We start from the raw sequence: 26035 nt of genomic DNA on the forward strand, positions 1-26035 counted from the left end.
AAAATAGAAAAATCGTAATTTGGTGAAATTATGAGACGCATAATAATATTTTTTTTCTTAGTTGTATCTGTCTTGAGTTATGCTCAAGATGGGTCGCGTGGTTCAAAACCAAAAGCTGCAAATACAATTTCTGAAGGCACAAAACGTGCCATAATTGTTGGTGTTTCAGACTATAATGAGAATAACTTAAAATTGAATTTCGCCGATAATGATGCAGCACTTTTTAAAAACTACCTTAAAGGCATTGAAGGTTTAGAAGATGACAACATAAGCCTTCTCATCAATAAAGATGCTGTTGCGCTAAACATAGTACAAGAGCTAAAAAAGCAGTTTAAGGTATCCGAAGATGGTGATGTGTTGTACATCTATTTTGCTGGTCATGGCGATGTGGTTGAGGACTTTGGCGAAAAAGAAGGCTTTTTACTCGCGGCAGATGCTAATGCCAATCAAGAATATTATTCTGGTGGTGTTGTTCCGCTAGCACTTCTAAACAAAGCGATTAATAACCTTACACAAAAAGGCACAAAAGTTATTCTAATTTTAGATGCTTGTAGGTCTGGTTTTGTCTTTGAAAGTGGCGCAGTTAAAAACATGGGAACTATACAAGTCATGTTTGAAAATTCAACCAAAATATTGAGTTGTGGTGCAGACGAATTGTCTTATGAAAGCGCAGAAATTGAGCATGGTTATTTTACGTATTACTTAGTCAAAGGACTTTCTGGAAAGGCTGATGATGACGAAGACCAAAATATTATATACAGAGAATTAGAAGACTATTTATATGACAACGTCAATACAACTGTTGTAAAAAAACACAAAAAGAGTCAAACACCTGTGTTGCGTACTAAAAACGACAGAGCTGTTATGAAAGTGGTTTCTAACGACGTTGCTCTTATCAATTTTGAAGACATTGCCTCTACCATAGAAAATACCAAACAACTTGCGACTAGAGGTATCGCAAAAACAGATTCAAAAGATAAAGCAAACGGAGAACTCATTTCGAGATTTAATGCTGCCATGGAACGCGCTTCATACTACGGAAAATCTTCTAGTGCCTATGAAATCTATAAATCTACTCTCAATAACAAGACTGTTTCAGAAGGTATAAAAAGTAAAATGCAAAGTACCTTACTAAAGACTTTATCTAACGAAGCACAATCTTTAATCAACTTATACATTCAAGGTTCAAAAAGCTTGCCGCCAAGTAGAGCGTTTGTAAAACAATCTAAGCATCTCGATATCTGTTTAGAATTAATGAGAAAAGACAATTTTCTTTATGACCGCATTAAAGCCAGTCAACTACTTTTAGAAGCCTACGCCATTATTAGAAGTAACAATCATGCGAGGTTTGCAATGGCAAAGCGTAAACTTAATACGGCATTACAGTTAGAACCAAGAGCTGCATACATTCACAATGCCTTAGGCTTGGTTTACAATAATCAAAAAAGGTATGACAGTGCTTTTTATCACTTTAATACTGCTAAAGGATTAATTGGGTCATGGCATAGTCCAGAAATTAATATTAGTGACAGTTTCATTGACCAATATAAGTACGATGACGCCACAGCACATCTTAATAATACATTGGGTAAAAACGGAAATGACACCAATTTAAAACTTGGTGAAATAAACATGTTGCAGGGCAAATATCAACTTGCTGAATCCTATTATCAAAACGCATTAAAAGCAAATCCTAGTAATGCTATAGCTCAACAAAAAATGAGCGAATTACAACGCTTAAAAGGAAACAACAAAGCTGCTTTAGAATGGTATAACAAAGCTATTAAAACAGATTCCACAAACACTGTTTATTCAAAAGGGTTGTTGAATTACATAACATTGAATACTATAGAAGATGAGCAAGCCGAAAAGTTATTACTAAATGCCATTGATAATAATCCTGAAAGTTCATTTGCTTATTCTGAATATGCCGATTTTATACGTTCAAAATATAAAAGATTGACGCGCTTAAGATTAGCAGATTCACTTTACGATAAAGCAATAAAATTAAACCCATTTAATATTGAAGCGTATTCTGGCAAAGCTTGGTTAAAATCTCAAATGCGAAAACCACTTGAAGCAACAAAAACTTTTGAAGCTTGTATTTCTGCCAATCCTAATAATGCTGATGCTTATCTCTTGTATGGTAATTATTTAGAACAAAAATCTAATAAATTAGAAGACGCTGAAGCAAAGTACAAGAAGGCCATTGAAAAGAACAACACATCCATTGCTGCTTATAGTGCTTTAGTAAAGCTATACAACGAACAAAATGAATCGGAAAAGTCCATTGACTTACTGCAAAACACCATTAAAAATCAACCCGAAGCACCAGATTTTTGGCATCTTTTAGGGCAAACGTATTTTGAGACTAAAGCTTATGATGAAGCTATTAATGCTTTTGAAAAAGCCGTTGCTACTGATGCGTCTTTTGTAAAAGGCAATAAGAGTTTAGGCTTTAGTCAAGTTGAAACCAATCAAACTGAAAAAGCTGCATCTAATTTAATAAGTGCTTCTCAAAACTCAGTAGATACCAATACAACCAATGAAATTGTTGAATATTTGCATACAGTAGCGAGAGATAAAAGCAAATTTGGTACACCAGAAGAAGTTACTAAACTGTATAAACTCGCTCATGACATTAACAGCAAAGGCAATACAGCGTTAGTGTATGCTAATCATTTATATTTAAACAGCAATCCAGAAGAAGCTTTAAAAGTTGCATTACCAAGCATTAGTAAAACCAATTCTAAAGCGCTTAATGCAAATTTACTGCGCGCTTTAACCAAAGCTAGTATTGACCTCAACAATACTGAAAATGCTGATTATTACTATAATTATCTCACTAAAATAGATAAAACTACAGATTACTTATTAGCTTCTATTTACTTAAAATTTAAAGGTAATTTTACTGAAGGTGAAGCTATGCGCAGAAAAGTGAATCAAACACTTTTTAGGTCTAATAAGTTGAAAACATTGTACAGTAAAAATACTATTGAAAAGTATATTTTAGATTGATAAATTTAACTACCACATCTTTAATTTTGAAGTCTTATTAATTTCACTCAAATCTGGTAACTGTTTTCCGTTCGTTTTCAACATCACTTCTTTCATTATTTCACTTAAGATTTCTTCGTCTAAGTTAATGCTTTGTTTAAAGTCTTTATCTTCTAACCCTAATGAAAATGTTGCACCAATTAATTGCTGCTTTAATAATTTGATGTAGGCAGATGTAAATGCACCATTTCCTATAGATTTATTCTCATAGGCCACATCTTCACCAGACGATGATGAAACTATTGTAACACCACTTTTGGATAAAAAGTCATCAAAAAGAGATACAACATCAGATAACTTAAATTCACTTTTAGACTTTAATAACTTACCCTTAGAGCCGCGTTTTCCATCTTCTGAGTCCACTTCTGCCAAGTATTTACTATTAGTACTTAGGTCTAACGTATTACCAGAATGACAGGTATCCATAAGTAAAAGCTTATTCTGACTAGGAGAGGCAGATAGACTATTAATAATGTCACTAAATCTTAATCCATATACATTATTAATTAGCTAATCAATTAATACCCAATCAAATTCTAAGTTTTCAGATCTAGAAGTAGGTTTTTGTTGATTGTTTGTTAGTTCTTTTACTTTTTCATAAATATAATCTCTCAGCATTGAAATATTTACAGATTGAGAGTTGTTGTATTCGTCTACAGTTAAGTCTTGCATTGCGTTTAATAAACTATATGTAAAAACACCATTACCCCATTCTTTACTTTCAAAAGCATACTCTTTACCTCCTGCAGCAGAAATAACAAAAGCACCATTTCCTCTTTTGTAATCATTAAATAAAGATTTCATGATTTCAAAACTTGTTTTAAAACCACTTTTTGTTGATTTTTTAATTGAACCTTTTGCACCTTCAGGTAAATAGGTATTTACGTTATTTAAATTTTGAGTATCTGTTTTTAAAATTTCTTCTGAATCAAGTTCCCCACTATGGCATGCATCAATAAGCAATAGCTTTTTTCTTGCAGGTATATCACTAACTAAACTTTGTATATCATCATAGGACAATCCCTCTTTTTTAGGATTATCAAAATCTACATTATGAGTTGCAAAATAAAAATCATTTTCTTCATCTATTAAACCATGTCCAGAAAACGAGATTATGACTATATCGTTTATATTAGTTCCTAGCAGCTTTTTTTTAAGGGCTAAAATATTTTCTTTTGTGGCCTGTTTATTATTTAAGGTATCAATTCGTACTCTATCTTTAAACTTAGTTCCGAAAAAATTTGATAAACTTCTAACATCAGTATCTGCAAATTTTAAATTCATTGATTTATCTGCATATTTAGAAACTCCAATTCCAAAATAATGTACTTTGGGCTTTTTTACATTTTCATAATTTACTGCAAAATTAATAGGGTCACTTTCAATACCATTGGAATCTAAACCTAAAACAGAAATTTTATTAATACCATTACTTAATAAGATTGTTTCTTGAAAATTATTCCTGTTTGGTTTCTTTTTTAATACAGGCACCCCATTAACATAAACAAGTAACTTATCAAGAGTTTCATCTACTTCTACATCTAAACTTAGGGAATTATTATTTGTAATAAATTCTATTGTGTCTCTATTTAATAAAGAAACTTTTGGTTTTTGAACAGATAAGAAGTCTGTATCTTCTGAAAACCCAGTGTTTTTTATTCTTTTCAAAAATGCTTTTCTATACACATCTATTAATTTAGGATCAGTATGTCCCAAACTTGATAATATTACATCTGGTCTGTTTAAAAACAATTCATAGCTTGCCAAAGGAAAGGTCTCTAAACCTTTAACAAAATGATATTCTTTTATAATTTCTTTGGGAATCATAAACTTCAAATCTTTATTAAAAAAAGCCTTGTATATATTCCCATTTTTTTTGTGAATTGTAACTGTTGATATGATTTCTAATGTTTTTAAATCAAGAATATTTATAAACCCGTTTGTATGATATATAAAGAGTTGTTTATTAGAGCCTGCAATGTAAGTGGCATAATTATGGCTTAAAGGCAGTATTTTAATAGGTGTTTTCTTATCCAACTCCCAAATCATTAATTCATTGCCAATAACGCCAAATACTTTGTCATTTTTATAATGAAAAGGCGAAAATTTTGCAGTTATTTTTCCTTTATTTGGGAAAAAATACTTTTGTTTATTCACAACACCATTATCTGTAATTCTTGCTCGTATTATATTTTCTTTTGAAAAAATATCTTTATATATGATTTCATTATTATCTAAGGCAGTTAAGAATATGGCACCATCAATTTTTTGCTTCTTCTTACTATTATTTTTAAAAATATTTATTTGATCCATAAAACCTTCTGGAGAAAAAGAGTAGTCTTCTGTAATGAAAAAACCATGCTGATTTTTGGTTCTTTCAACTACTCTATTTTTTAAATCAAAAAAATAAGAGAAAGTTTTATATTTTTTACTGTAATAATTAGGAGATATGAGTAAGTACCCTTTTGTTTGATTTTGGTTGATAAAAATACTAGTGTTTATATCTCCCTTAATTTTTGCTTCTATAGGTTCACTTCTCCAAATTTCTTTCCCTTTACTATCTGTCAATTCTAAGTGGTATATATTTTTATTTTCTTGATTTTGATACCCAGATAACACTTGACTATTATTTAAAAAAAACCTGTTTTTTAAACCTTCTTTTACATTACTAAATTTATCATCATTCGAAATATTAATTACCTCTAATTTATTTCCATACCCATAAAACGTAAAATCTCCACTGTCATTTAGTGATAGCCTTTCATAAATTGTTAACCCTTCTCTAGTATAATCTACATCCCATCTTTGAGATTTTTCTACTTTATGAAAATAGGAGAAAATGCCATTAGGTCTATCATAAACAACACCAAACTCAGTAGCAAAATAATTAGAACATGGATTCCAATAAAATTTTATTGGAAGTTTTGTATTCCCTTTTTTATATTTAAAATTATCATCAATTGTATGGACAGTTAAGAGATTAAATGGGTTCAAATTTCTTTTGTGTAAAAACAAATCAAAATTATCTTCCCTACTTTTTTCAAAAACTTTTTGAAGACTGTCAGATTTAATTTTGTTTGCATTTTTTAAATCTTTGGCACCAAAAATTAAATGGGTATTGCTTCTTACGTTAAGGGTTTTGTACAACTTCTGCGTTGGATTTTTAGTATAAATTTTTTCTTTTAGACTGGGAATATCTATATCTGTAATTTTATTCTCATAGTCAATTAAAACTCTTGTATTTCTATGAGAAAATGCGCCCAAGGGTTTTTCTTCTAGCTGTACCTTTAATAACGTTTTCTTCTTTTTATCAAATAGCATTATGCTATCTAATTTCCATTGAGCAGGTCTAAGTTGTGTTGTGGCGAAGTAACTTTTCTTAGTATCAGACTCAATTTTAAAACAAATCTGACTATCTGTGGTAAATAAGAAATCCTTATAAGTTGGTTCTAAACTTTGATTGAAATCTAAAACTTGGTTCAATTCAAAATTAAGAATGTTTACATTCCATAATTTGTTGTTAGAAAAAACTAAAAGTTCATTAGTATCAGCGTCGAACTTAAAAGTAGATTTAATTTCTAAAGGGTTAAATGCTTTATTATTTATCTCTGTTTCTTCATAAATTCCTGTTTCAACCTCTAATTTTCCATAATAACTTCTAGTTCCAAATTTTTTAATAAAGAATACGATATACTTTGAATTTGGAGTGAAAAGAGCTTTAATTTCCTGTCCTTGAATTGAAAAATTATGCATTTTACGTTTGTCTCTAGCAGACCAAATAGCAAAGAAGTTTTTATTTTGCAATAAAATCAACATATCTGACGAGGCAACTATTTCTCCTGAAAAATCATTTAGCTGGATATAAACTTTATTCACATCATATAGAGTGCTTTCTTTTTTATTTTGACTATTTATTTTAAAAAATGTAATCAAACAAATTAAATAAATTATCTTTTTCATATTACAGAAGTATTTTTTTATTAATGTAAAACCAATCTAATATTTTTAAATGCACAATGTGTATGTAATATTTTTTATCTTCTAAGAAGACCAATAATTAAAACTACTTACATACACCATAAATTTCGCATATAGATGCTTCAATTTCAGAATCGGTTAAGCCAAGTGTTTTTAAATCGGTAACAACCTCAGATAATTCTTGTTTTAGAGCCTTATATTCTGACCTTTCAATTAGAGTAAAACTATAAAAGGGAATGTTCTTGAGGTTAGGAAATTCTTCTGTGCTAACTGACCATTCGTAGTCATTACCTTCATAAAAAATAGGATTGTCCTTGTATAAGGTTAAGGTAGTTCCGTTGGTTGAAAATTTATAAACTTCATCAGTTTCAATATTCCTAATAAATACAAAATAGTTAGCATCTTCATTGTGCTCTTTCCAAATAAACTCAAGTTTAGAGCTCGCAGTTTTTGTACTGTCTTTTGGAAATTCCATTAAAATATCTCCTCTGTAAACGCCACCAATAATTGTTTTTCCAGAACCTTTTTTTGTGAGCTCATCCCAAATGAGCTTAAGATACTTTGTGGTTAATCCCTGAGCGTTTTTTATAGCTTTATGCTGTAATATCTTACTAAATTTATATTCACCAGCTTTATCTATTTTAAAAGCTTCTCCTTTAGAATCAATCGCTGTAATTTCAGCCGATTCTGCAAGAATGACATTAGAACCATTTGGTATAAATGTGCCTTTGCTTACCGGTTTTAACGCATTAGAATGTTTGCAATAGGCCGTTCCTTTCACATTAAAAACACAAAGGCTGTCTTGTGCATTAAGAACACTTACAAAACAACAAAACAGTATTATAGCAAATGACTTTCCCATTTAAACTTCTTATTAAGATACGTAACTAAATATTCGTAATAATCTATCATCTCTATACCTAAAAGGCTTAATAAAATAATAGGCACAACACTAAGATATATATTGGCCTGTAGCAATAGTATGGCTACGTACAATAGTACAATAGACAATAATAACTGTACAATCTTCTCTGTAATATCAAATACAAAACTATTGCGTTTGTACAACCGAATTGAAAATACCAGAATCAAAAAACAACTGATAAATGCTAATACATAAGTTGGAAAAATAGAAACCCTGTAAATAAGGTTTTTCTTAGCCAACATATTTAAAATATTGGCATGTATCACAACACCATAAGTATCTGGCACTGCTCTACCAACCCATTCAGAATTTAAAGGTGTAAAATGTTTATCCTCAATATCAAATTGGGTATTACCATCACCAAGGTATCCCATTAATATTACTGCATCCTTTAAAGCAGGAATATCATCTTGCTCTAAAATTTCATCAATGTCAAAATTTAAAAACACGTCTTTGTTACCTATATAATTTATGGGTATTGGCTTTTTTAATTCCTTTTCAGCATAGCTCTCATCTATAAAACCAGCTTCTAAAGCAAGCTTAGTGGCAAAAGCATGTTCCTTTTCGTTGTTATTGCCTTTAACTCCAATAAAATCTCTAATTACCGAGTTCTGACCTTTTAAATTAAGATTGATGTAGCCTTTTTTTGCATTGTCCGTTTTGAAATATACATCACTATTAACTACAGAATCATTTTCATGAAAATACGCTGTAACTATATGATCATTTGATGCTATTGATGCTTTCAAAATTGAATCCGTAAACGCCAACTTACGGTCTTTAAAAATAATATCGAGTCCGACAGCCCTAGGATTTTGAGCGCTAATTTTATTTACTGCTTGCGCCAGTTGATATCGATCAGCATGTTTAATATTTACTAGTATTATTTTATCGCTTCTCTGTTCTTTATTAAAGCGTTTGGAGTAATAATAATCTGTAAATTTAAAATCCTTGAAAGTATTTTCAAATGGGTCTAAAAATGATAGATTTACGAATGTAAAATACAGAAGACCTGCAACAATAAATGTCATAACCGTGCATAGAAATGCATCTCTATACAACAACTTATTCCTAGACCAGCTCATAAATTAATTGGTAATTTTTTCTATTGCCGAAGCTCCATCAGAAATTATAGCATCTTTATTATCACTCAACATACTTGGTAACTTATTAATGTACTTACTCTTTTTACCTTCGTACTCTTCGAGTCTTACATTAATTTTCACAACACCATAATTATCATTTTCGTCTAACTCTGTTGTAATTGGTATGTCATAATACCATGGGGAAAGAATTGGTATCTTTATTTGATTGTCTGCACCATATTTTAAATTTTTAAAATCGTATTCTTGTTCTATTAAAACCGCTTCTTTTGGTGTACCATCTTCACCACGCCATTGACCTTCTATTGAAACTGAGATCTTAGCATTTAAATCTTCATCCTTGTACACTTTTGTCTTAGAAAAGAATACGCGCAACTCGTTAAAACTTAAACGTGTAATTCCTGGATTTTGTGGGTCACTAATTAACTCTATTACCGCATAAAAGTTAAGCATATCACCTTCATCTACTCTAATAACATCATCTAAATTTAAGCTCGAATTATTACCTCTTGTTTTGGGCAGATTTCCAAAGTCGGTTGTAATTACGGATTCTATCTCGTTTCTCTTTTCTTCTTCTTCAAGTTTAGAAAATTTCTTTAAATGAATTTCTTTATAGGTCTTCTCAACATCACCTAAATCTGTATTATAATAATTATTGAGAGATAAAGATTGAGAATAAGTACTGACCAGAGATTGAGATGTCTTATCTGCTAGATAAGAGGCACCAAAAAACACACCTTGAAGTACCGTTTCTATTAAACCACCTCTGGTATCAGCGCGTTGTACACTAACCACAAATTCTTCATCTGATTTAATGTTTGATCTTTGATGCACTGCACATGATGATAGCAGTAATACAATTAATAAGATTGAAATATTTCTCATTATGACATGATTTAGCATAGGTGTTAAATTGTATCCAAAATAGTAAATTTAATTCGAACGCAAGATTCAACCTTCTATTTAGATGTTATTGTAAAGCAAAAGGAATGCCAAAACAAAAAAAGCGAATACCTATAGTGTTCGCTTTCAATAAAATATCTAATACTTTATAATTATTGCACTGAAGGAAAAACGCCTCGCGTTCCCATATCTACAACTTGTTCACCCAATAATGGTTCGTACTTATTGTTGCCATTATAGTCTTCCCATTCAAAACTGTTATTTATAGATATTACAACTTGAATATTTATGTCTTCAGTAGGATTTTCAGGAATTACTAATGCCTGAGGGAATCTACCTGTGACCACACAAGAACCAGCTGGTACAGGAGACGTGGCATCTATTGGATTTGGCACTGTGGTTTGTGGAGCATCACCTTCAGAAACGTTATTAAAGTTATATCCTGAAACTGTACCGTTAGACTCTAAACCAAAATAACCTTGTACCTTATTTTCAAATACAGACACAGTTTCATTTTTCAAATTATAACTTTCGATATACGTATTATAGCCTAAAAATGATGCCACAGTTCCTTCTACATCAACATCATCGCTAATGCCTTGAGGCCAATCTGGATTATTATTTGACGCACCACCTAAATTATAGAAGATATCATATTTCTGATATCCAATAGAAGATCTAAAATACTCGAATGTCCCACTTTCTAATTGACTTAAAGGCACACTAAACGTATTGTTGTCTGGTGTTATAAACAATTCTTGTTCAAAATCTATGGCAGCAATGCCTCCTGCTTCTGTAGTTGGAGACAAAAACACCATAGATCCTCCATCATATGGTGTAAATTGATCTGGATATAAACCAATAAAATGTAACCCTAAAACATGAAAATCTGGATGCTGTCCAGCATTACCAACAGGCATAACAGCAGGATCACCGAGATTATCTAATCTATCGGCTGAAGTATCCATTATAAATGTAATATTTAGTTTAGGTGGATTGTCATTGTTACCATCTTCTGAATTACACGAAAATATCAACAAACAAGCTAATAAGAAGAAACTTAACTTTCTCATAAAATTTAAATTTGGGTTTATGATTATAAATATAAAATATTTCAATTCAGATACATAACGTGATTTCATAAAATAAATTTCAAAGAAATTCTACAATCCGATTTAATCACCAACATGCATAAAATACACCTTTATCATTCATAAATGTATCTGTTGTTTTATTGAGTTCTAGTGGATCCCCATTAAAATCAGTAGCTCTATAACCTAATTCATTAAAAATACATGATGTAGCGGCATAATCCCATAAGCTCCCACCACCTTTTTCTTTTTTAGGCAGTTTTAGCATTAAGGCAGGTGCTTCTTCTAAAACTCTAATAGCATTCCAAACTGCACCACCACCTTGAATTTCTGTAAAACCAGAAAGATTAAGTTTTGATAGTTTTTGTTGAAGAATTACTTTTATCTCATCTGCTTTTGGTGTTTTCGCTAAAGATTTATCTGTGATATATGTGAGACTATTTTTTGACAAGATTTCTGGATGCCAAGGCTTTTCATTTCTACAAACACCTTGTCCCTGAATTGCATGACATAAAACTTTAGTAGTAGGATTGTAAACAACGCCAATAATAGGATTTTCTGCTTTTGACACTAAAGCAATTGAGACCGAAAAACCTGCTGTTTTATTAATAAATGCTAATGTACCATCTAATGGGTCTACGCACCAGAAATAGTCTTTTTCTAATCTGCTACCATCATCTATTTTTTCTTCTGTTAAGATAGCGATATCGTATTTTTCACAGCTCGGTTTTAGAAACTCTCGAATAACTGCATCGCACTTTCTGTCAATTTCAGTTACAACTTGTGAAGCATAGGTATTTCCACCTTCTTTATGAAGTACTTCAATGTCTTGTTCTGATGCTATTCGAATAATTTCACCTGCGCTTTTTGCAGCTTCTATAGCAACTTTTGCTAATGCTTTTAAATCCATAATTACAAAGATTCAATGACTTCTTTGGTAATACGTTCACTATAAGAATTTATTTTCCAGTGGCCAGGACTCCAACCCTTTAAAAAGCGATGAAAATCTGCCCAAGCAACGCGATATAAACTTCGCCATTCTTGCTCTAATTCAGAATGAACTTCACCAAATCCTGAATTAAAATATTGAAAATAGGTGTCTAATATTTTTTCTTCTAAACGTTCGCACTCATTTTCGGATAGACAACTACCTGCAAAATATGCAACGTCTTTCATTCCGCAGCCACCACCAACATACTGAAAATCTACTCCTGCAACTTCACCCAATTCTGAAAAACAAAAATTCGCCAATTTAGCATCTCCGTGAACTAGTGTTTTATACTCACAATTATTCAAGGTTGTGTCAATGGCTTCAGCTGCCTTTTTTAACTCCAAATCTTCAAGAACTTCTAGTTCTTGTGGTCTGGTGTCTAAATGCCAATAGGTTCCTGTGTTCCATAATCCTTCTGGTTCAACACCTAAAAAACTCACATGAAACTCAGCCAACCACTTTAAACAATTTGAAAATTCATTCCAATTTAAACTATGCTTTCTAACAGGAAAACCAGCTGTGTTCAAATCTTCTAAAAGGATATAAATATGACTTGTTGAATATTCTACCGCTAGACACTTTGGTATTCGGCTTTTGGATTGCGAAGCATAGTTTTTATACCAATAACTTTCTACTTGATAAGATATGAGCTTACGTTGATGCCCAATATCTGAATTCCAACCTCGAGGATGATTGTTTTTAGTAGACAACTGTATATCCTTTACAACAACAGATTCTTCTTCAGCATCATTTATTCCAACTCGAAGCATTTCACCATAACCACTCCAAAGTGATTGAATGGTCTCTGTAGAAGTAACTTCAGAAGCTCTTGTATTTTTTAGAATGAAATTTTGTAACTCAATATTCATAAGTGTCAAAGATACAAGAATGGTGTATTCTAAACTTCTTATGAACTTAAAACCCTTAACACATCTTTCTTATATAATTCTCCAATGGGTATTTCATGCTTACCTATTTCTATATCTTGCTTGGTGAATGCTGTGACTTTCTCAACATTGACAATATATGAGCGATGTGCGCGAAAAAAACGAGTATCTAATCTCTCTAAAAATGCTGAAAGCCCATGCTTAACTAAGGTCATATCTTCAACTGTATGTATTTTGATATAATCCTTGATACTCTCAATATACAATACCTCATCAAAGCGAATTTTTATATATCTCTTATTACTCTGAATAAAAATATGATCTGGTAACACAACGTCTTTAGGTTGCTCTTTTACTTGGACTTGTGTGTCTAAAAACTTCTCTATTGCCTTAAAAAATCTGGTAAAAATAATTGGCTTCAATAAATAATCTACAACATTGAGCTCGTAACTTTCAATAGCATATTCTCTATAGGCTGTTGTAAATATGACCTTGGGTTTATGAGCTAAATTTTTCAAAAAATCAGTGCCTTTTAAAACTGGCATTTCAATATCTAAAAACATTAAATCGACCTTTTGATTTTTTAGAACTACGGAAGCTTCTATTGCAGAATCACAACTAGCGACAACTTTAAAATCTGGCAATTGGGAAAGATGTGTTTCTATAAGCTCCCTCGCTAGCTCTTCATCATCAACAATAATGCAGTTATATGTTTTCATCAGATTTTAGTTTAAGCTCTAACTCATAATTCTTAGTATTATCATTAACAATAAGCTCATATTTATTTGGATATAATAAGCCCAGTTGTTTTTCTATATTATCCATACCAATGGCACTCATTTTCTTAGATTCAGTATGTTTTGATCCAGTAGGTTTTGAGTTTTTAGATCTAAAAATAATTTCATTTTCTGAAGTTAATAACTCTAGTTGAATTAATCCTTTTCCTAACTCTTGACTTATTCCATGCTTAAATGCATTTTCTACAAACGTGAGTAAAATGAGTGGCGCTATTTTTAAAGAGTGATTGATATTTTTTTTGAACTCTACATCTACTCTTCGTCCATATCTCACCTTTTCTAAAGCTATATAATTTTCTAATAACAAAATCTCTTTGTCAATTGGCACGTATTTATCTTCACATTGGTATAAAATGTAATCTAAGATATCTGATAATTTCGCAATCACTTCAGGCGTTTTATCAGACTTTTTTAAAGCCAAAGCATACAAATTATTTAGCGTATTAAACAAAAAATGAGGATTGAGCTGTTGCTTTAACATGTTTAGTTCAGTAGTTATCTTTTGTTCCTTAAGTGCTAAAATATCCCTTTGGTTTTGGTAATATTTTACAGCAACTAATAAAATGGTTGGAAAAACTAACCACATTATATTATTCATAAAAGCAAAAAACGAAGTCATTCTATGCCAAAGAACATAAGGTGGTTTCATTTTATAAACTTCGGGAAAGTTCACTTCAAAAACATTAATCCTAATAATACTATAAAGTGTTTGCATTAGGTAGATAGTAAAAAGTGTAAAAATCACAAATAGTGCTTTGCGCTTCTTATTCAGAATAAATGGAATTAATAATTGCGTAATAATAACACTCAGAAGAAACTGCAGTAATACTTTAAAAGCAATATAGATGGTTATAAAAACTTTATTGTTTTCTCTTAACCAATAGGTACTTAACAAATACAAAAACATCACCAACCAAAAGGCAGTTAAATGAAGTATATTTTTGGTTCTTGAAGTCATACGAATTACGAAAGTAGCTAATTATTATAAACATAAAAGGTTTTGATTACCGTTGCTGATAAAATAGACAAAAGCGCATTTAGAGATGATAGACTAACGGTAACAGCAAATAAATCCTTTAATAGCAGTTTACGATATGTCTATATGCTTTTTATACGAGTTAGCAGAATAAATATTCAGCCCAATACTTTTAGGTTTAGATTGCAGCAAATTAAATATTATGAAAGCAAAAACCTTTATCCTAACAATACTCTTCTTTTGTTTTATTAATGTTTCTCTAGCACAAAAACGAGAATACTATAGACACCTACAATACAATCATGTATCGCCTTATATTAAATTAAAAGGCACATATCCTTTAGATGCGGCTACTGCGGATAACACATCGCATTATGTATTTAAATATAATCAAAATAACCAACTCATTGAAGTTATTAATAATCACTACTTCACAGAACGAAAACATCCGTTAGCTTCCATCGGTGTCTATAAAATGAAAATCTCTTACGACAAAAACATTGAAACTAGGCTGTTTTTTAACAAGTACGATGAAGCCATTACCAATGATAGAGAGGTTTACAAAGAAGTCTATCACATTGATAAGAATGGAAATTATAGTAATCTTTCTTTTTACGACCATGATGACACTCCAATGGAAAGTAATTGGGGCATATCTCAATACAAATGGTCAAAACACGGCAGAATGATTATTGAGGAACGTTTCAACCTTAAAAATAAACCTAAAAATATATCTACATACTTTGAGTTTGGTATTACAGGTATGATCTTTAATAAAAATGGTATCCCTAAAGCAACCTACAATCTCAACGATAATCTAGACGTGGTAGAAAATTCTATGGGTATTGCCTCCTACCATGATATTTACGATAAGTACGGTAACCATATCACTTACAGCTATCATGACAGAGACGATAAATTAACCTTAAATAGTATTGACTTTGCTATCGGAAGAAAAATATATGATTCTATTGGTAATTATATTAAACAAGAACATTACGACACTAATAATCAACTCGTAAGACAACGGAACATTGCTAACAATCAATATGTTATCTCTAGCTCTATTGCTACTCAGCAAGATTCCTTAGAAATTAAACGCATTTCTTTAGGATATTTAGAATCGTTAAAGGATTTAAAACCAGCGCTAATGAACGAGGTGATGAATGATAGTTTAAACAAGGTTACTGTGGGTTACAATAGAGACCTTAGAAAAGAGGTTGTGAGTTATATCTCTAAGTCTCGTATGATAGAAAATGCTTCTCATTGGAATAAATCTAACACCAAATTTCCTCCAAAACCAAACAATACCATTACCATTTTGGATATTTATCATAGAATCGCCACTGTAAAACTATATTCTGATAATTGGGTAGAATATCTCCATCTCATAAAACTAGATGGTAGGTGGAGTATTGTAAACTTACTATGGCAACATCGTGATGTGAGTCGTTATCCTTATTAAATAATCAATCAGTCAATCAATCAAAAAACAACAGTCTATCATGAAATATTTTTTCACTTTAACATTTATCTATATTGCATTTAAATTTGGTAGTGCTCAAAATCAGAACAGTTATTCTCAACTCATTAATAAGGGTTGGCAATTATGCCTTAACAAAGACTATAAGGCATCTGCAGATGTATATGAAAAAGCGTTCAAACTTAAAAATGATATTCCTTTAAGTCATCGGTACAATGCTGCTTGCATACATGCTTTAGCTGGCCATAAAGACAGAGCGTTTCATCATCTATTTTTTATAGGTCATACACTAAAATGGTCTGATTATAATCACTTAATCAATGATTCAGATCTTAGATTATTACATCAAGATAAACGTTGGGAAGAACTCACCAAACTCATCTTAAAAAACAAAAATGAAGAAGAAGTGCATTTTGATAAAGACTTAGTTCGCATTTTAGATCAAATATATTTTGATGATCAAAGTACCAGAAATAGCATCAAATCAACAGAAAAACAATTCGGAAGAGATTCAAAAGAAATGGATGCTCTTTGGAAAGATATTTTAAAAAGAGATTCTATTAACTTAATCAAAGTCAGTCATATTTTAGATGCACAAGGTTGGCCCCCAAAAGATAAAATAGGAAAAAGAGGAACTTCAACCTTATTTTTAGTAATACAACATGCCGACCAAGAGGCACAAGAAAAATACTTACCCTTAATGACTAAAGCCATGAATAATGGTCATTTACCAAAACGACAGTATGCCATGTTTTATGATCGTTTAATGCTTAGAAGAGGAAAACGTCAGGTATATGGTACTCAACTCGCCATTAGTAAGGACAGTGAGAAGCCATACGTACTGCCATTGGATGAGCCCAAAACAGTAGATAAAAGACGTATTGAAATGGGACTTAATACCATGCAAGAAAATTTAAATAGATGGAATCTTATATGGGATGCTGAGGAGTATATTAAACGACTCCCTAAAATTGAAGCTAAAGAGAAAGCATTGAATGCTAAAAAACATAATTAAATTATGAGATTTAATTTCTTATTAATTGTACTCATTACTGCAGCTTGCTCAAATTCTCAATCACAAGCAAAACCTCAACAAGAAGACGAAAATCTAATCGCCGTTTTAGATACCATATGGCAAGATGAACAATTACCGATTAGGTATCGGGATTCTTTAATGCAAGTTCATAGCCCAGAATCACCATTAGTCACAGCTCAAGACTCAATTATTAGAAAATTTCATGCAATCAATGAAATTAAAGTTGCTAATATCCTAGAAACTCATGGCTGGCCAACAAAAGAAATGGCTGGCGAAAATGGCAATTGGACTATTTGTAATGTTATTCAACATTCGAGTAACGATGTTCGTATAAAATACTTACCTGTAATGCGACAAGCAGTTAAGGACAAAAAGCTTGAGCCAAGATTTTTAGTTAGAACAGAAGACAGAATTAAAACAGAATTAGGTGAACTTCAAATCTATGGTGGCCAAATGAAATACTACCCAGAAACCAAAAGCTTTAATGTATGGCCAGTATATGACCCTGAGAATATTGACCAAAGAAGAGCGGAAATTGGTTTAGAGCCTATAGCTATTTTTCTAAAAAACAGATTTAATTTTGAATGGAATTTGGAAGAACAAATTGAGAGAACGAAGGCTTTTATCGCTGCAAAGTCAAAAGACGGACAAAAAAACAAGTAAGATTAACCAACGTACAAATCGTCGCTCAGGATTGCTACGCATCCTTTGAGCTCCACTTTGAAAATCAAAAAAAGACAAAAAAAAAAGCAAGCTTTTATTTTGCTTGCTTTTTTGATTTATTCGTGACCTCGGCAGGATTCAAACCTGCAACCTCTTGAGCCGTAATCAAGTGCACTATTCAGTTATGCTACGAGGCCGTTTTTAAGTGGGTGCAAATATAAATTTTTATTCTTTTTTAAAAAAGCTTTTTTAACAAAAAAGAAGCACCGAAAAAATCGGTGCTCTATATCTACTTAAACTTCTTGTCCTTTCATCATCTTATTCCAGTATAAATAAGGCAATCCATATTTTTTCAACATCCAAAGGCGCCAATGTTCCTTCGCACTGTCAAAAACAAGCATACGCTTTAATTTAGGATCTGGTGTAAAACTACCACTATAGTCAAACTCAGCCAAAGTCATCTTTCCATATCCAGTGACTAACGGGCAAGATGAATAGCCATTGTAAGACTTTGTACCCTTCTGATTATGCTTTATTAATAGTAAGATATTATCAACAACCACAGGAACTTGCTTTCTAACTGCAGCTCCTGTTTTAGCTGTTGGTAAAGCGGCAACATCTCCTAATCCGAAAATGTTAGCATAGGTATTATGTTGTAAAGAATTATGATCTACATCTAACCAACCAGCTTCATTTACCAATACAGAATCTTGAATAAATTTTGGTGCTGTTTGTGGAGGCGCGATATGCAACATATCAAATGGCATCTCAATAAGTTCGTCAATAGCTAACGATGATTTTTCACCTAAAACGTTATCCTCATTTACCATACATAAGTTCTCATTAGGATCCGTATGCTTAAAGTACACCACTTTATTTTCTGAATCTATTTTAACCGGTGAATAAAAAGGTTTAAAGTGAATGCCGTATCGCCCAACAACTTTCATCAACGTTTCTCTTATAGGTTGTACACCAAAAATGACACTTCCTGGTGTCGCAAAAACAACGTTTGTTGGTTTTGAAGGTTTATTTTTCTTAAAATAATCTGCAGCGAGATAAGCTATTTTTTGTGGTGCACCACCACATTTAATTGGTGTCGTAGGTTGTGTAAAAATAGCATTGCCACCTTTAAAGTTTTTAATCGTTTCCCAAGTCTTTTGGGGATTAGTATAGTTACTACAAACAGTGCCATTTTCTAAAGCTTCCGTTAATCCTTCAATAAGATGTGGAGCCATCACCAAACCTGGAGCAACCACCAAATAATCGTAGGTTAAATCACCTGAAGATTTAGTTGACACAGTGTTATTATCTGGATCAAAAGAAATGGCGTAATCTTTAATCCAATCAACGCCAGTTGGCATAACACTTGCCATGGTTCGTGCTGTTTTACCAAAATCATATGCTCCTGCTCCAACTAGTGTCCAAGCAGGCTGGTAATAATGTGTTTCTGAAGGTTCAATGATACCAATATCAATACTGGATTGTTTCTTTAATAATTGGGCAGCTGTCATAATTCCTGCTGTTCCACCACCAATTATTAGAACTTGGTAATGCGTTTTCATATTGATTAATTTATTTAGTTGGTTTCAAACTAATTATTCACCCTTAGAAACTTTGTAACCAAAGTTACACACCGTGGAAATCAACATATTCTGTTTAAGTGACTGTCAATGAAGCTAAAACAGAATGTAAGATTATCATTTAGATAATTAAAAAACTTGTACAGAAATAGATTAATTCAACCAATTGAGGTAACCACCTTGCAAATCATAGATTTTATTAAATCCTAAAACCTCTAATCTCGCAGCAGCTTTTGCACTTCTATGACCAGAACGACAATAGATATATACAGGTTGATCTTTATCTAGCTCATTAAACTTTTCAGTAAAACTAGACGATTTAAAAAAGTCAATATTTATGGCATTATTAATATAACCACCATTATATTCTTTAGCTGTTCTCACATCCACGAGTTGCACATTAGTTGATGCTATTGCATTTTTGAAAGAAGTTTTGCCTAAAACCTCTACAGCACCAGATTTTGATTTGCTTGAACCAAATAATAATGATAATAATGACATAAGTATTTTTTTGATGAATTATTTGGGCAAAATTATACACTAAACCACAAGTGCACAGTAACTTTAGTTACAATACATAAAAAACCCTGCTTTGCATGTACAAAGTAGGGTTTTACTAACTAAACATATGGGATCAACTACAACAAAGTTGTTGGGCATACATATTCGGTTTTTGGAACTTCAGTGTTCGATATTCCTTTGAAACCAGTTGACACATCAACAAAATTATCCCAACCACGTTGCTTTAAAATAGAGGCGGCAATCATACTTCTGTAACCACCAGCACAATGAATTACAAATGGCTTATCTTTTGGAAACTCTGCCAAATGATTATTAATTTGATTTAGTGGGATATTTACAGCATCTACAACATGCTCAGCATCAAACTCACTCTTTTTTCTAACATCAATAACCACAGGTTTCTCTGAATTATACTGTGTTTCAAATTCAACTTCTGAAATTCTACCGACAGTATCAATCTCTCGGTTACTTTCTTTCCAAGCATCAAATCCACCTTCTAAAAATCCTATAGCATTATCATAACCTACTCTAGATAATCTTGTAATGGCTTCTTCTTCTTTTCCTGGTTCAGTAATTAATAATATTTCTTGTTTAATATCTGTAATCATCTCTCCTACCCAAGGTGCAAATCCACCTGCAAGACCTATATTAACACTATTTGGAATAAACCCTTTTGCAAAATCAGCAGCTTTTCTAGTATCTAACAATAAAGCACCTGTCTCATTTGCCGCAGCTTCAAAAGCCTCTGGTGATAAGGCTTTCGTGGCGCGCTCCATAATAGAATCTAAACTCTCATATCCTTTGATGTTCATTAAAACGTTCTGAGGAAAATATCCAGGTGGTGTCGTTAAACCATCTAAAAGCGCTTTTTTAAATTCTTCTTTAGTCATGTCTTGTAGCGCATAATTCACTTTCTTTTGGTTGCCTAAAGTATCAGTAGTTTCTTTACTCATCTTTTTACCGCAAGCAGAACCTGCACCATGATTAGGATATACGATTAAATGATCTGCCAAAGGCATAATTTTATTACGTAAAGAATCATATAGGTAACCAGCTAATTTATCTTCAGTTAAATCTTCAATGACATGCTGTGCTAAATCAGGACGACCAACATCACCTATAAATAGAGTATCACCTGTAATGATTCCATGTTCTTCACCTTTATCATCTATTAAAAGATAAGTGGTACTTTCCATAGTATGTCCTGGTGTATGGATAACTTTTATTTTATAATCACCAAGTTCAAAAACTTGATTATCTTCTGCTACAAGTGCATCATAACCTGGCTTTGCGGTCGGTCCAAATACAATTGTTGCACCAGACTTTTTCTTTAAATCTAAATGCCCACTAACAAAGTCTGCATGAAAATGTGTTTCAAACACATATTTAATCTTTGCATTATCTGCGTTAGCACGGTCAATGTATGGTTGTACTTCGCGTAAAGGATCAAATACTGCAGCTTCGCCATTACTTTCAATATAATATGCTGCGTGTGCAATACAACCCGTATAAATTTGTTCTACTTTCATAATGTAATGTATCTTAATTTAGTTATTGAGGTATAAAACTAATTGAATATCAGGTGATACTCAGTTACAAATGTTACACAACCAATCAAAACAAAAAATGATATAAGTCATGTTAGAAAACATGCAAAAGCTTTCAATTTATTAATTCTGAAAGAAAAACTCCATGTAAAAAATAAAGAATGCCATAACGAATATGAAGTACCCAAAACCTTTCTTAAGCTTTTTACCATCGATGAAATTTCCGAGATAACTTCCTATAAAAATACCTACTAATGAAATGACGGTAAATTTAATTAGGAATGTCCAATCTATATCCATTGTTAGTGCATCGCCAAAGAAGAAACCTAGTAACGATTTTAAAGCTATAATGATTAAAGAAGTACCAACTGCAACCTTCATTTCTACCTTTGCAAGAATCACCAAAGCAGGTATGATAAGAAACCCGCCACCTGCACCAATAAGACCTGTAATGCCACCAACCAAAAGCCCTTCTAATAAAATTAATGGATAGTTATATTTTACTTCATTTGGTGTATTATCTAAATCTTCTTTTCTATTACTTAGCATAGAAAAGGCAGCAGGAAACATTAATACCGCAAATAGTCCAAACATGCCCATTCTTCGTGTAAACTCAAATCCTGAAATTTGAAATAATACATCTGGTAAAGCTGGTACAACAAATGCCCTAACCAATGTAACACCAATTATTGCAGGAATACCAAAAACTATAGCAGTACGCCAATCGACATAGCCTTTTAAGTGTTGTTTTATACCACCAACAAATGAACTAGAACCAACTATAAATAAAGAGTACGCAGTTGCAACTTTTTCGTTAACCATAAATAAATAGGCCAAAACAGGAACAGCTAGGATTGAGCCGCCACCACCAATAAGACCTAATGAAATTCCTATAACTAAGGCACTAAAGTATCCGATAATTTCAAGTAATTCCATTAGCAAAAAGTTGTTTATTAAATATCTAGGTTAATTATTTTTATGTAATTTCTATGAAGTTCGATGCCACCTTTATTTTCGATCTTCTTTAAAAGTCGAGAAATCACAACTCTAGAACTGTTAAGTTCGTAAGCAATTTCTTGGTGCGTATTCTCAACAAAACGAGACCCATTAATTCGCACTTTTTCTTTTAAGTACTCTAATAATCTTTGGTCCATATTATTAAATGCAATACTGTCTAACGTATGCAGCATTTCGTTGAGCCTTGTATGATAACTTTCAAAAACGAAATTGCGCCAAGACTTATATTTAGCTGTCCAATCTTCCATTTTTCTAATCGGAATCATTATAAGTTCCGTCTCATTTTCAGCGATGGCTCTAATTTCACTTTTGGTCATACCCATACAACAGGACATGGTCATTGAGCAAGTCTCACCTTGTTCTAAATAATACAATAACAACTCGTGTCCGTCGTCATCTTCTCGTAATACTTTAATAGCACCAGATAATAATAAAGGCATACCTTTAATATAACTTCCTATTTCTATGAGTTTAGTACCAGATGGCACTTTCTTATAACTGCCATTCTCTGCGATTTCCTCTATCAACGCATTTTCAAATAAATGCCCATAAGTTGCTGTAAGTATGTCTTTCATCAATAGACCAATTTAATTATTAAGAATCTTGATATAAAGCTAGTACTTAATTCTTAATAATAAAATCTCAATATTTGAGGCAAAAGTACTTTGAGTCATTGAACATTTTTGTAACCAAGGTTACACATTTAGACCTTATCTAAATATGTTGATGTACTTTTGCCAAAAATTTTTTTAAATATGGAAATAATAATGAATTCATGGCCATGGTATGTTACAGGTCCGCTTATTGCAACTGTAATGGCACTATTACTATACTTTGGTAAAACTTTTGGTATGTCGTCTAACCTAAGAACGTTTTGTGCTATCGGTGGCGCAGGAAAATATGCAGATTTTTTCAAAATCAATTGGAAAGACTATAAATGGAGTCTCGCTGTGGTATTAGGTGCAGCAATAGGTGGTTACCTCGCAGTTAACGTTATAACTAACAACCAACCTATTGACCTCAACCCAAAAGCTGTGGCTGAACTAGAGCAACTTGGATTTAGCAATGCAGGTAAAGACTTATTACCTTCAGAATTATTTGCTTCAGATGTAATGTTTGAACCTAAAAACCTCATTTTATTAATTATAGGTGGTTTATTGGTTGGCTTTGGAACACGCTATGCTGGTGGATGTACGTCTGGACATGCCATAACAGGATTAAGTAGTTTACAACTGCCGTCGTTGATTGCAGTAATAGGATTTTTCGCAGGAGGTTTAATCATGGTTAACATTTTGTTGCCATTAATTTTTGGAGCATGAAATTTTTAAAATTTTTATTCGTAGGTATATTTTTTGGGATAGTATTAGTGAAATCTGAAGCCATCTCTTGGTTTCGTATCTATGAAATGTTTCGTTTTCAATCGTTTCACATGTATGGTATTATAGGTACTGCAATTGCTACAGGTGTTTTGTTTCTTCAATTTAGCAAAAAATTAAATTGGCAAACACTAGAGGGTAAAAGTATTTTAGTACCAAAGAAAGATAAAGGTATTGTGCGATATCTTGTTGGTGGTTCAATCTTTGGTTTAGGGTGGGGATTAATTGGTGCGTGCCCAGGACCAATTTACATTATGGTTGGTGCAGGTTACATGAGCTTTATTATTGTTTTAATTGCTGCAATTTTAGGGACGTTCATATACGGGTTACTAAGAGACAAGCTACCACATTAACAGTTTAGTACAACTATTATTAGTAAATTTGAATTAGAAAGAAGAGTTATGAATATTGAACAATTATATACAGGGTGTTTAGCACAAGGTACATACTACATAGAGTCTGAAGGTGAAGTGGCTATCATTGATCCTTTGAGAGAAACACAACAATATATTGATAAAGCAAATGCTGAAAATGCTAAAATAAAGTACGTTTTTGAAACGCATTTTCACGCAGATTTTGTGTCCGGTCATATTGATTTAGCACAAAAAACTGGAGCTAAAATCGTGTTTGGCCCAACAGCTCAGACTGATTATGATATCTACTCAGCAAAAGACTATGAAGAATTCAAAATCGGAAAAATTATAATTAAAGCTTTACACACGCCAGGCCATACTTTGGAATCAACTACCTATTTATTGATTGACGAAAATGGAAAAGACCACGCTATCTTCTCAGGCGACACATTATTCTTAGGTGATGTGGGACGACCTGATTTAGCTATCAAGTCTGACTTAACCAAAGAAGATTTAGCGGCGATGCTTTTTGATTCTTTGAGAACTAAAATAATGCCGTTAGCAAACGATGTCATTGTATATCCTGCGCATGGTGCTGGTTCTGCTTGCGGGAAAAATTTAAGTAAAGAAACCGTAGACACACTTGGCAACCAAAAGAAAACCAATTATGCGCTTCGTGAGGATATGACTAAAGCAGAGTTTGTTGAAGAAGTATTAGATGGCATTGCACCACCACCACAGTATTTTGCTAAAAATGCGATGATGAATAAAATGGGCTATGATGCTTTTGACAGTATATTGAGTAAAGGCGACAATCCTTTAAATTCAGAAGATTTTGAGGCTTTAGCTAATCACGAGTCTGCTTTAGTACTAGATGTAAGACCACAATCTGAATTTATAAAAGGACATATCCCAAATTCAATATTCATTGGCTTGAATGGTGGATTTGCACCATGGGTTGGTGCCTTAATTACAGACATTAAGCAACCAATACTTCTAGTTGTACCTGAAGGAAAATCTGCTGAAGCCGTAACGAGATTATCTCGTGTTGGTTATGACAATACACTTGGTTATCTTGAAGGTGGCATTGAAGCATGGAAAGCTTCTGGTAGAGATATTGAAACCTTAGAGTCAATTTCTGCTGAAACCTTTGCAGAAAAAGCAAAAGCCGAAAAATTGAATATACTAGATGTTAGAAAAGATGGTGAATATCAAAGCATGCACTTAGAAGACGCACAACATTTTGCCTTAGATTACATCAACAACCAAATGAATGAAGTTGATAGAGACAAAACATATCACATACATTGTGCGGGTGGATATCGCTCTGTAATTGCGGCTTCTATACTTAAAGCTCGAGGATTTCATAATCTTGTAGACATTGCTGGTGGATTTGGTGCTATTAAGAAAACAGACTTAAAGACCACGAATTTTGTGTGTCCTTCAACCTTATAATTATGCAAACGACTTTACAAATACAAAACTTAAAGTGTGGTGGTTGTGCCAATACAATCATCACACGTTTAAATGAATTAGAAGATGTTAATGATATTACTGTTGATAATGATAATCACAGTGTGTCCTTTTCATATACAGTTGAAAATACTATTTCTACAGCTTCTGAATTACTTTCAAAATTAGGCTACCCTATTGAAGGCGATGCAAATCCACTTACAAAAAAGGCAAAATCATTTGTGAGTTGTGCAGTTGGGAGGATGAATAAATAACAAATTCCTGCGTATGCAGGAAT

At 32.3% G+C, this 26035-nt stretch carries 23 protein-coding genes and 1 tRNA gene; 8 read left to right on the plus strand and 16 right to left on the minus strand.

Going from position 1 to position 26035, the window contains the following annotated elements; all coding sequences use genetic code 11:
* The first annotated feature begins 30 nt into the window (after positions 1-30).
* Positions 31-3018 (plus strand): tetratricopeptide repeat protein, encoded by a 2988-nt coding sequence (locus HRU50_RS14350; RefSeq protein ID WP_296351797.1) that lies wholly within the window; start codon positions 31-33, stop codon positions 3016-3018.
* Between the two features lie 9 nt (positions 3019-3027).
* Here the strand turns inward: HRU50_RS14350 and HRU50_RS14355 are convergent, their stop codons facing one another.
* From HRU50_RS14355 to HRU50_RS14400, 10 genes are all read right to left on the minus strand, one after another.
* Entirely contained in the window at positions 3028-3483 is a 456-nt protein-coding gene (locus HRU50_RS14355) for a hypothetical protein (RefSeq protein ID WP_296351798.1), read from the minus strand.
* An 84-nt stretch (positions 3484-3567) separates the two neighbouring features.
* Positions 3568-7017 carry a caspase family protein gene (locus HRU50_RS14360; protein ID WP_296351799.1) on the minus strand — a complete coding sequence of 1150 codons (3450 nt, stop codon included), beginning with the start codon at positions 7015-7017 and terminating at the stop codon, positions 3568-3570.
* A 103-nt stretch (positions 7018-7120) separates the two neighbouring features.
* Entirely contained in the window at positions 7121-7897 is a 777-nt protein-coding gene (locus tag HRU50_RS14365; protein ID WP_296351800.1) for a hypothetical protein, read from the minus strand.
* Positions 7876-9045: a CHASE2 domain-containing protein gene (locus HRU50_RS14370; RefSeq protein WP_296351801.1), complete on the minus strand. Its 1170-nt coding sequence runs from the start codon at positions 9043-9045 to the stop codon at positions 7876-7878. Before HRU50_RS14370 ends, HRU50_RS14365 begins: the two co-directional genes overlap by 22 nt.
* A 3-nt stretch (positions 9046-9048) precedes the next feature.
* The gene (locus HRU50_RS14375; RefSeq protein WP_296351802.1) at positions 9049-9948 is read right to left on the minus strand and encodes a hypothetical protein; all 900 of its coding nucleotides are present in this window, start codon (positions 9946-9948) and stop codon (positions 9049-9051) included.
* A gap of 170 nt (positions 9949-10118) precedes the next feature.
* Positions 10119-11039, minus strand: a complete 921-nt coding sequence (locus HRU50_RS14380; RefSeq protein WP_296351803.1) for a hypothetical protein — start codon at positions 11037-11039, stop codon at positions 10119-10121.
* A gap of 106 nt (positions 11040-11145) precedes the next feature.
* Positions 11146-11967: an inositol monophosphatase family protein gene (locus tag HRU50_RS14385; RefSeq protein WP_296351804.1), complete on the minus strand. Its 822-nt coding sequence runs from the start codon at positions 11965-11967 to the stop codon at positions 11146-11148.
* 2 nt (positions 11968-11969) lie between these two features.
* The gene (locus HRU50_RS14390) at positions 11970-12917 is read right to left on the minus strand and encodes an oxidoreductase family protein (protein ID WP_296351805.1); all 948 of its coding nucleotides are present in this window, start codon (positions 12915-12917) and stop codon (positions 11970-11972) included.
* Positions 12918-12955: 38 nt separating this feature from the next.
* Entirely contained in the window at positions 12956-13654 is a 699-nt protein-coding gene (locus tag HRU50_RS14395; RefSeq protein WP_296351806.1) for a LytTR family DNA-binding domain-containing protein, read from the minus strand.
* Positions 13641-14690, minus strand: a complete 1050-nt coding sequence (locus HRU50_RS14400; protein WP_296351807.1) for a histidine kinase — start codon at positions 14688-14690, stop codon at positions 13641-13643. The genes HRU50_RS14395 and HRU50_RS14400 overlap by 14 nt, the downstream gene beginning before the upstream one ends.
* 220 nt (positions 14691-14910) lie before the next feature.
* Between HRU50_RS14400 and HRU50_RS14405 the strand changes: the two genes are divergently transcribed.
* The 3 genes from HRU50_RS14405 to HRU50_RS14415 are packed head-to-tail and all read left to right on the plus strand — an operon-like array spanning position 14911 to position 17890.
* Entirely contained in the window at positions 14911-16173 is a 1263-nt protein-coding gene (locus HRU50_RS14405; RefSeq protein WP_296351808.1) for a nuclear transport factor 2 family protein, read from the plus strand.
* Positions 16174-16213: 40 nt separating this feature from the next.
* Positions 16214-17206, plus strand: a complete 993-nt coding sequence (locus HRU50_RS14410) for a DUF6624 domain-containing protein (RefSeq protein ID WP_296351809.1) — start codon at positions 16214-16216, stop codon at positions 17204-17206.
* A gap of 3 nt (positions 17207-17209) precedes the next feature.
* Positions 17210-17890 (plus strand): DUF6624 domain-containing protein, encoded by a 681-nt coding sequence (locus tag HRU50_RS14415; protein WP_296351810.1) that lies wholly within the window; start codon positions 17210-17212, stop codon positions 17888-17890.
* A gap of 123 nt (positions 17891-18013) precedes the next feature.
* On the opposite strand, the gene HRU50_RS14420 is transcribed toward HRU50_RS14415, so the two are convergent.
* The 6 genes from HRU50_RS14420 to HRU50_RS14445 form a co-directional block, all read right to left on the minus strand.
* A tRNA-Arg gene (locus tag HRU50_RS14420) sits at positions 18014-18087 on the minus strand.
* Positions 18088-18183: 96 nt separating this feature from the next.
* On the minus strand, positions 18184-19452 hold the full coding sequence (locus HRU50_RS14425; RefSeq protein WP_296351811.1) for an FAD/NAD(P)-binding oxidoreductase: 1269 nt from the start codon (positions 19450-19452) through the stop codon (positions 18184-18186).
* 171 nt (positions 19453-19623) lie between these two features.
* Positions 19624-19971 carry a rhodanese-like domain-containing protein gene (locus HRU50_RS14430; RefSeq protein WP_296351812.1) on the minus strand — a complete coding sequence of 116 codons (348 nt, stop codon included), beginning with the start codon at positions 19969-19971 and terminating at the stop codon, positions 19624-19626.
* Positions 19972-20108: 137 nt separating this feature from the next.
* Positions 20109-21521, minus strand: coding sequence for an MBL fold metallo-hydrolase (locus HRU50_RS14435; RefSeq protein ID WP_296351813.1), 1413 nt, complete (start codon positions 21519-21521; stop codon positions 20109-20111).
* Between the two features lie 141 nt (positions 21522-21662).
* The gene (locus tag HRU50_RS14440) at positions 21663-22475 is read right to left on the minus strand and encodes a sulfite exporter TauE/SafE family protein (RefSeq protein ID WP_296351814.1); all 813 of its coding nucleotides are present in this window, start codon (positions 22473-22475) and stop codon (positions 21663-21665) included.
* Between the two features lie 17 nt (positions 22476-22492).
* Positions 22493-23131, minus strand: coding sequence for a Crp/Fnr family transcriptional regulator (locus tag HRU50_RS14445; RefSeq protein ID WP_296351815.1), 639 nt, complete (start codon positions 23129-23131; stop codon positions 22493-22495).
* A gap of 180 nt (positions 23132-23311) precedes the next feature.
* On the opposite strand from HRU50_RS14445, the gene HRU50_RS14450 reads away from it, so the two are divergent.
* Genes HRU50_RS14450 through HRU50_RS14465 form a run of 4 tightly spaced genes read left to right on the plus strand, consistent with a single transcriptional unit; the run spans position 23312 to position 26012 of the window.
* Positions 23312-23875 (plus strand): YeeE/YedE thiosulfate transporter family protein, encoded by a 564-nt coding sequence (locus tag HRU50_RS14450; RefSeq protein ID WP_296351816.1) that lies wholly within the window; start codon positions 23312-23314, stop codon positions 23873-23875.
* Entirely contained in the window at positions 23872-24285 is a 414-nt protein-coding gene (locus HRU50_RS14455) for a DUF6691 family protein (RefSeq protein WP_296351817.1), read from the plus strand. Before HRU50_RS14450 ends, HRU50_RS14455 begins: the two co-directional genes overlap by 4 nt.
* A 48-nt stretch (positions 24286-24333) precedes the next feature.
* Positions 24334-25740, plus strand: a complete 1407-nt coding sequence (locus HRU50_RS14460) for an MBL fold metallo-hydrolase (protein ID WP_296351818.1) — start codon at positions 24334-24336, stop codon at positions 25738-25740.
* Between the two features lie 2 nt (positions 25741-25742).
* A complete protein-coding gene (locus HRU50_RS14465) occupies positions 25743-26012 on the plus strand; it encodes a heavy-metal-associated domain-containing protein (RefSeq protein ID WP_296351819.1) in 270 nt (89 codons plus the stop codon).
* Positions 26013-26035: the final 23 nt, after the last annotated feature.

This window comes from Winogradskyella sp., from assembly GCF_013213835.1.
Lineage (GTDB): Bacteria > Bacteroidota > Bacteroidia > Flavobacteriales > Flavobacteriaceae > Winogradskyella.

Bases quoted from the DNA above. Each gene is read 5' to 3' on its own strand.
- HRU50_RS14350 (WP_296351797.1), top strand. From the start codon at position 31: ATGAGACGCATAATAATATTTTTTTTCTTAGTTGTATCTGTCTTGAGT.
- HRU50_RS14355 (WP_296351798.1), bottom strand. From the start codon at position 3,483: ATGGATACCTGTCATTCTGGTAATACGTTAGACCTAAGTACTAATAGT.
- HRU50_RS14360 (WP_296351799.1), bottom strand. From the start codon at position 7,017: ATGAAAAAGATAATTTATTTAATTTGTTTGATTACATTTTTTAAAATA.
- HRU50_RS14365 (WP_296351800.1), bottom strand. From the start codon at position 7,897: ATGGGAAAGTCATTTGCTATAATACTGTTTTGTTGTTTTGTAAGTGTT.
- HRU50_RS14370 (WP_296351801.1), bottom strand. From the start codon at position 9,045: ATGAGCTGGTCTAGGAATAAGTTGTTGTATAGAGATGCATTTCTATGC.
- HRU50_RS14375 (WP_296351802.1), bottom strand. From the start codon at position 9,948: ATGAGAAATATTTCAATCTTATTAATTGTATTACTGCTATCATCATGT.
- HRU50_RS14380 (WP_296351803.1), bottom strand. From the start codon at position 11,039: ATGAGAAAGTTAAGTTTCTTCTTATTAGCTTGTTTGTTGATATTTTCG.
- HRU50_RS14385 (WP_296351804.1), bottom strand. From the start codon at position 11,967: ATGGATTTAAAAGCATTAGCAAAAGTTGCTATAGAAGCTGCAAAAAGC.
- HRU50_RS14390 (WP_296351805.1), bottom strand. From the start codon at position 12,917: ATGAATATTGAGTTACAAAATTTCATTCTAAAAAATACAAGAGCTTCT.
- HRU50_RS14395 (WP_296351806.1), bottom strand. From the start codon at position 13,654: ATGAAAACATATAACTGCATTATTGTTGATGATGAAGAGCTAGCGAGG.
- HRU50_RS14400 (WP_296351807.1), bottom strand. From the start codon at position 14,690: ATGACTTCAAGAACCAAAAATATACTTCATTTAACTGCCTTTTGGTTG.
- HRU50_RS14405 (WP_296351808.1), top strand. From the start codon at position 14,911: ATGAAAGCAAAAACCTTTATCCTAACAATACTCTTCTTTTGTTTTATT.
- HRU50_RS14410 (WP_296351809.1), top strand. From the start codon at position 16,214: ATGAAATATTTTTTCACTTTAACATTTATCTATATTGCATTTAAATTT.
- HRU50_RS14415 (WP_296351810.1), top strand. From the start codon at position 17,210: ATGAGATTTAATTTCTTATTAATTGTACTCATTACTGCAGCTTGCTCA.
- HRU50_RS14425 (WP_296351811.1), bottom strand. From the start codon at position 19,452: ATGAAAACGCATTACCAAGTTCTAATAATTGGTGGTGGAACAGCAGGA.
- HRU50_RS14430 (WP_296351812.1), bottom strand. From the start codon at position 19,971: ATGTCATTATTATCATTATTATTTGGTTCAAGCAAATCAAAATCTGGT.
- HRU50_RS14435 (WP_296351813.1), bottom strand. From the start codon at position 21,521: ATGAAAGTAGAACAAATTTATACGGGTTGTATTGCACACGCAGCATAT.
- HRU50_RS14440 (WP_296351814.1), bottom strand. From the start codon at position 22,475: ATGGAATTACTTGAAATTATCGGATACTTTAGTGCCTTAGTTATAGGA.
- HRU50_RS14445 (WP_296351815.1), bottom strand. From the start codon at position 23,131: ATGAAAGACATACTTACAGCAACTTATGGGCATTTATTTGAAAATGCG.
- HRU50_RS14450 (WP_296351816.1), top strand. From the start codon at position 23,312: ATGGAAATAATAATGAATTCATGGCCATGGTATGTTACAGGTCCGCTT.
- HRU50_RS14455 (WP_296351817.1), top strand. From the start codon at position 23,872: ATGAAATTTTTAAAATTTTTATTCGTAGGTATATTTTTTGGGATAGTA.
- HRU50_RS14460 (WP_296351818.1), top strand. From the start codon at position 24,334: ATGAATATTGAACAATTATATACAGGGTGTTTAGCACAAGGTACATAC.
- HRU50_RS14465 (WP_296351819.1), top strand. From the start codon at position 25,743: ATGCAAACGACTTTACAAATACAAAACTTAAAGTGTGGTGGTTGTGCC.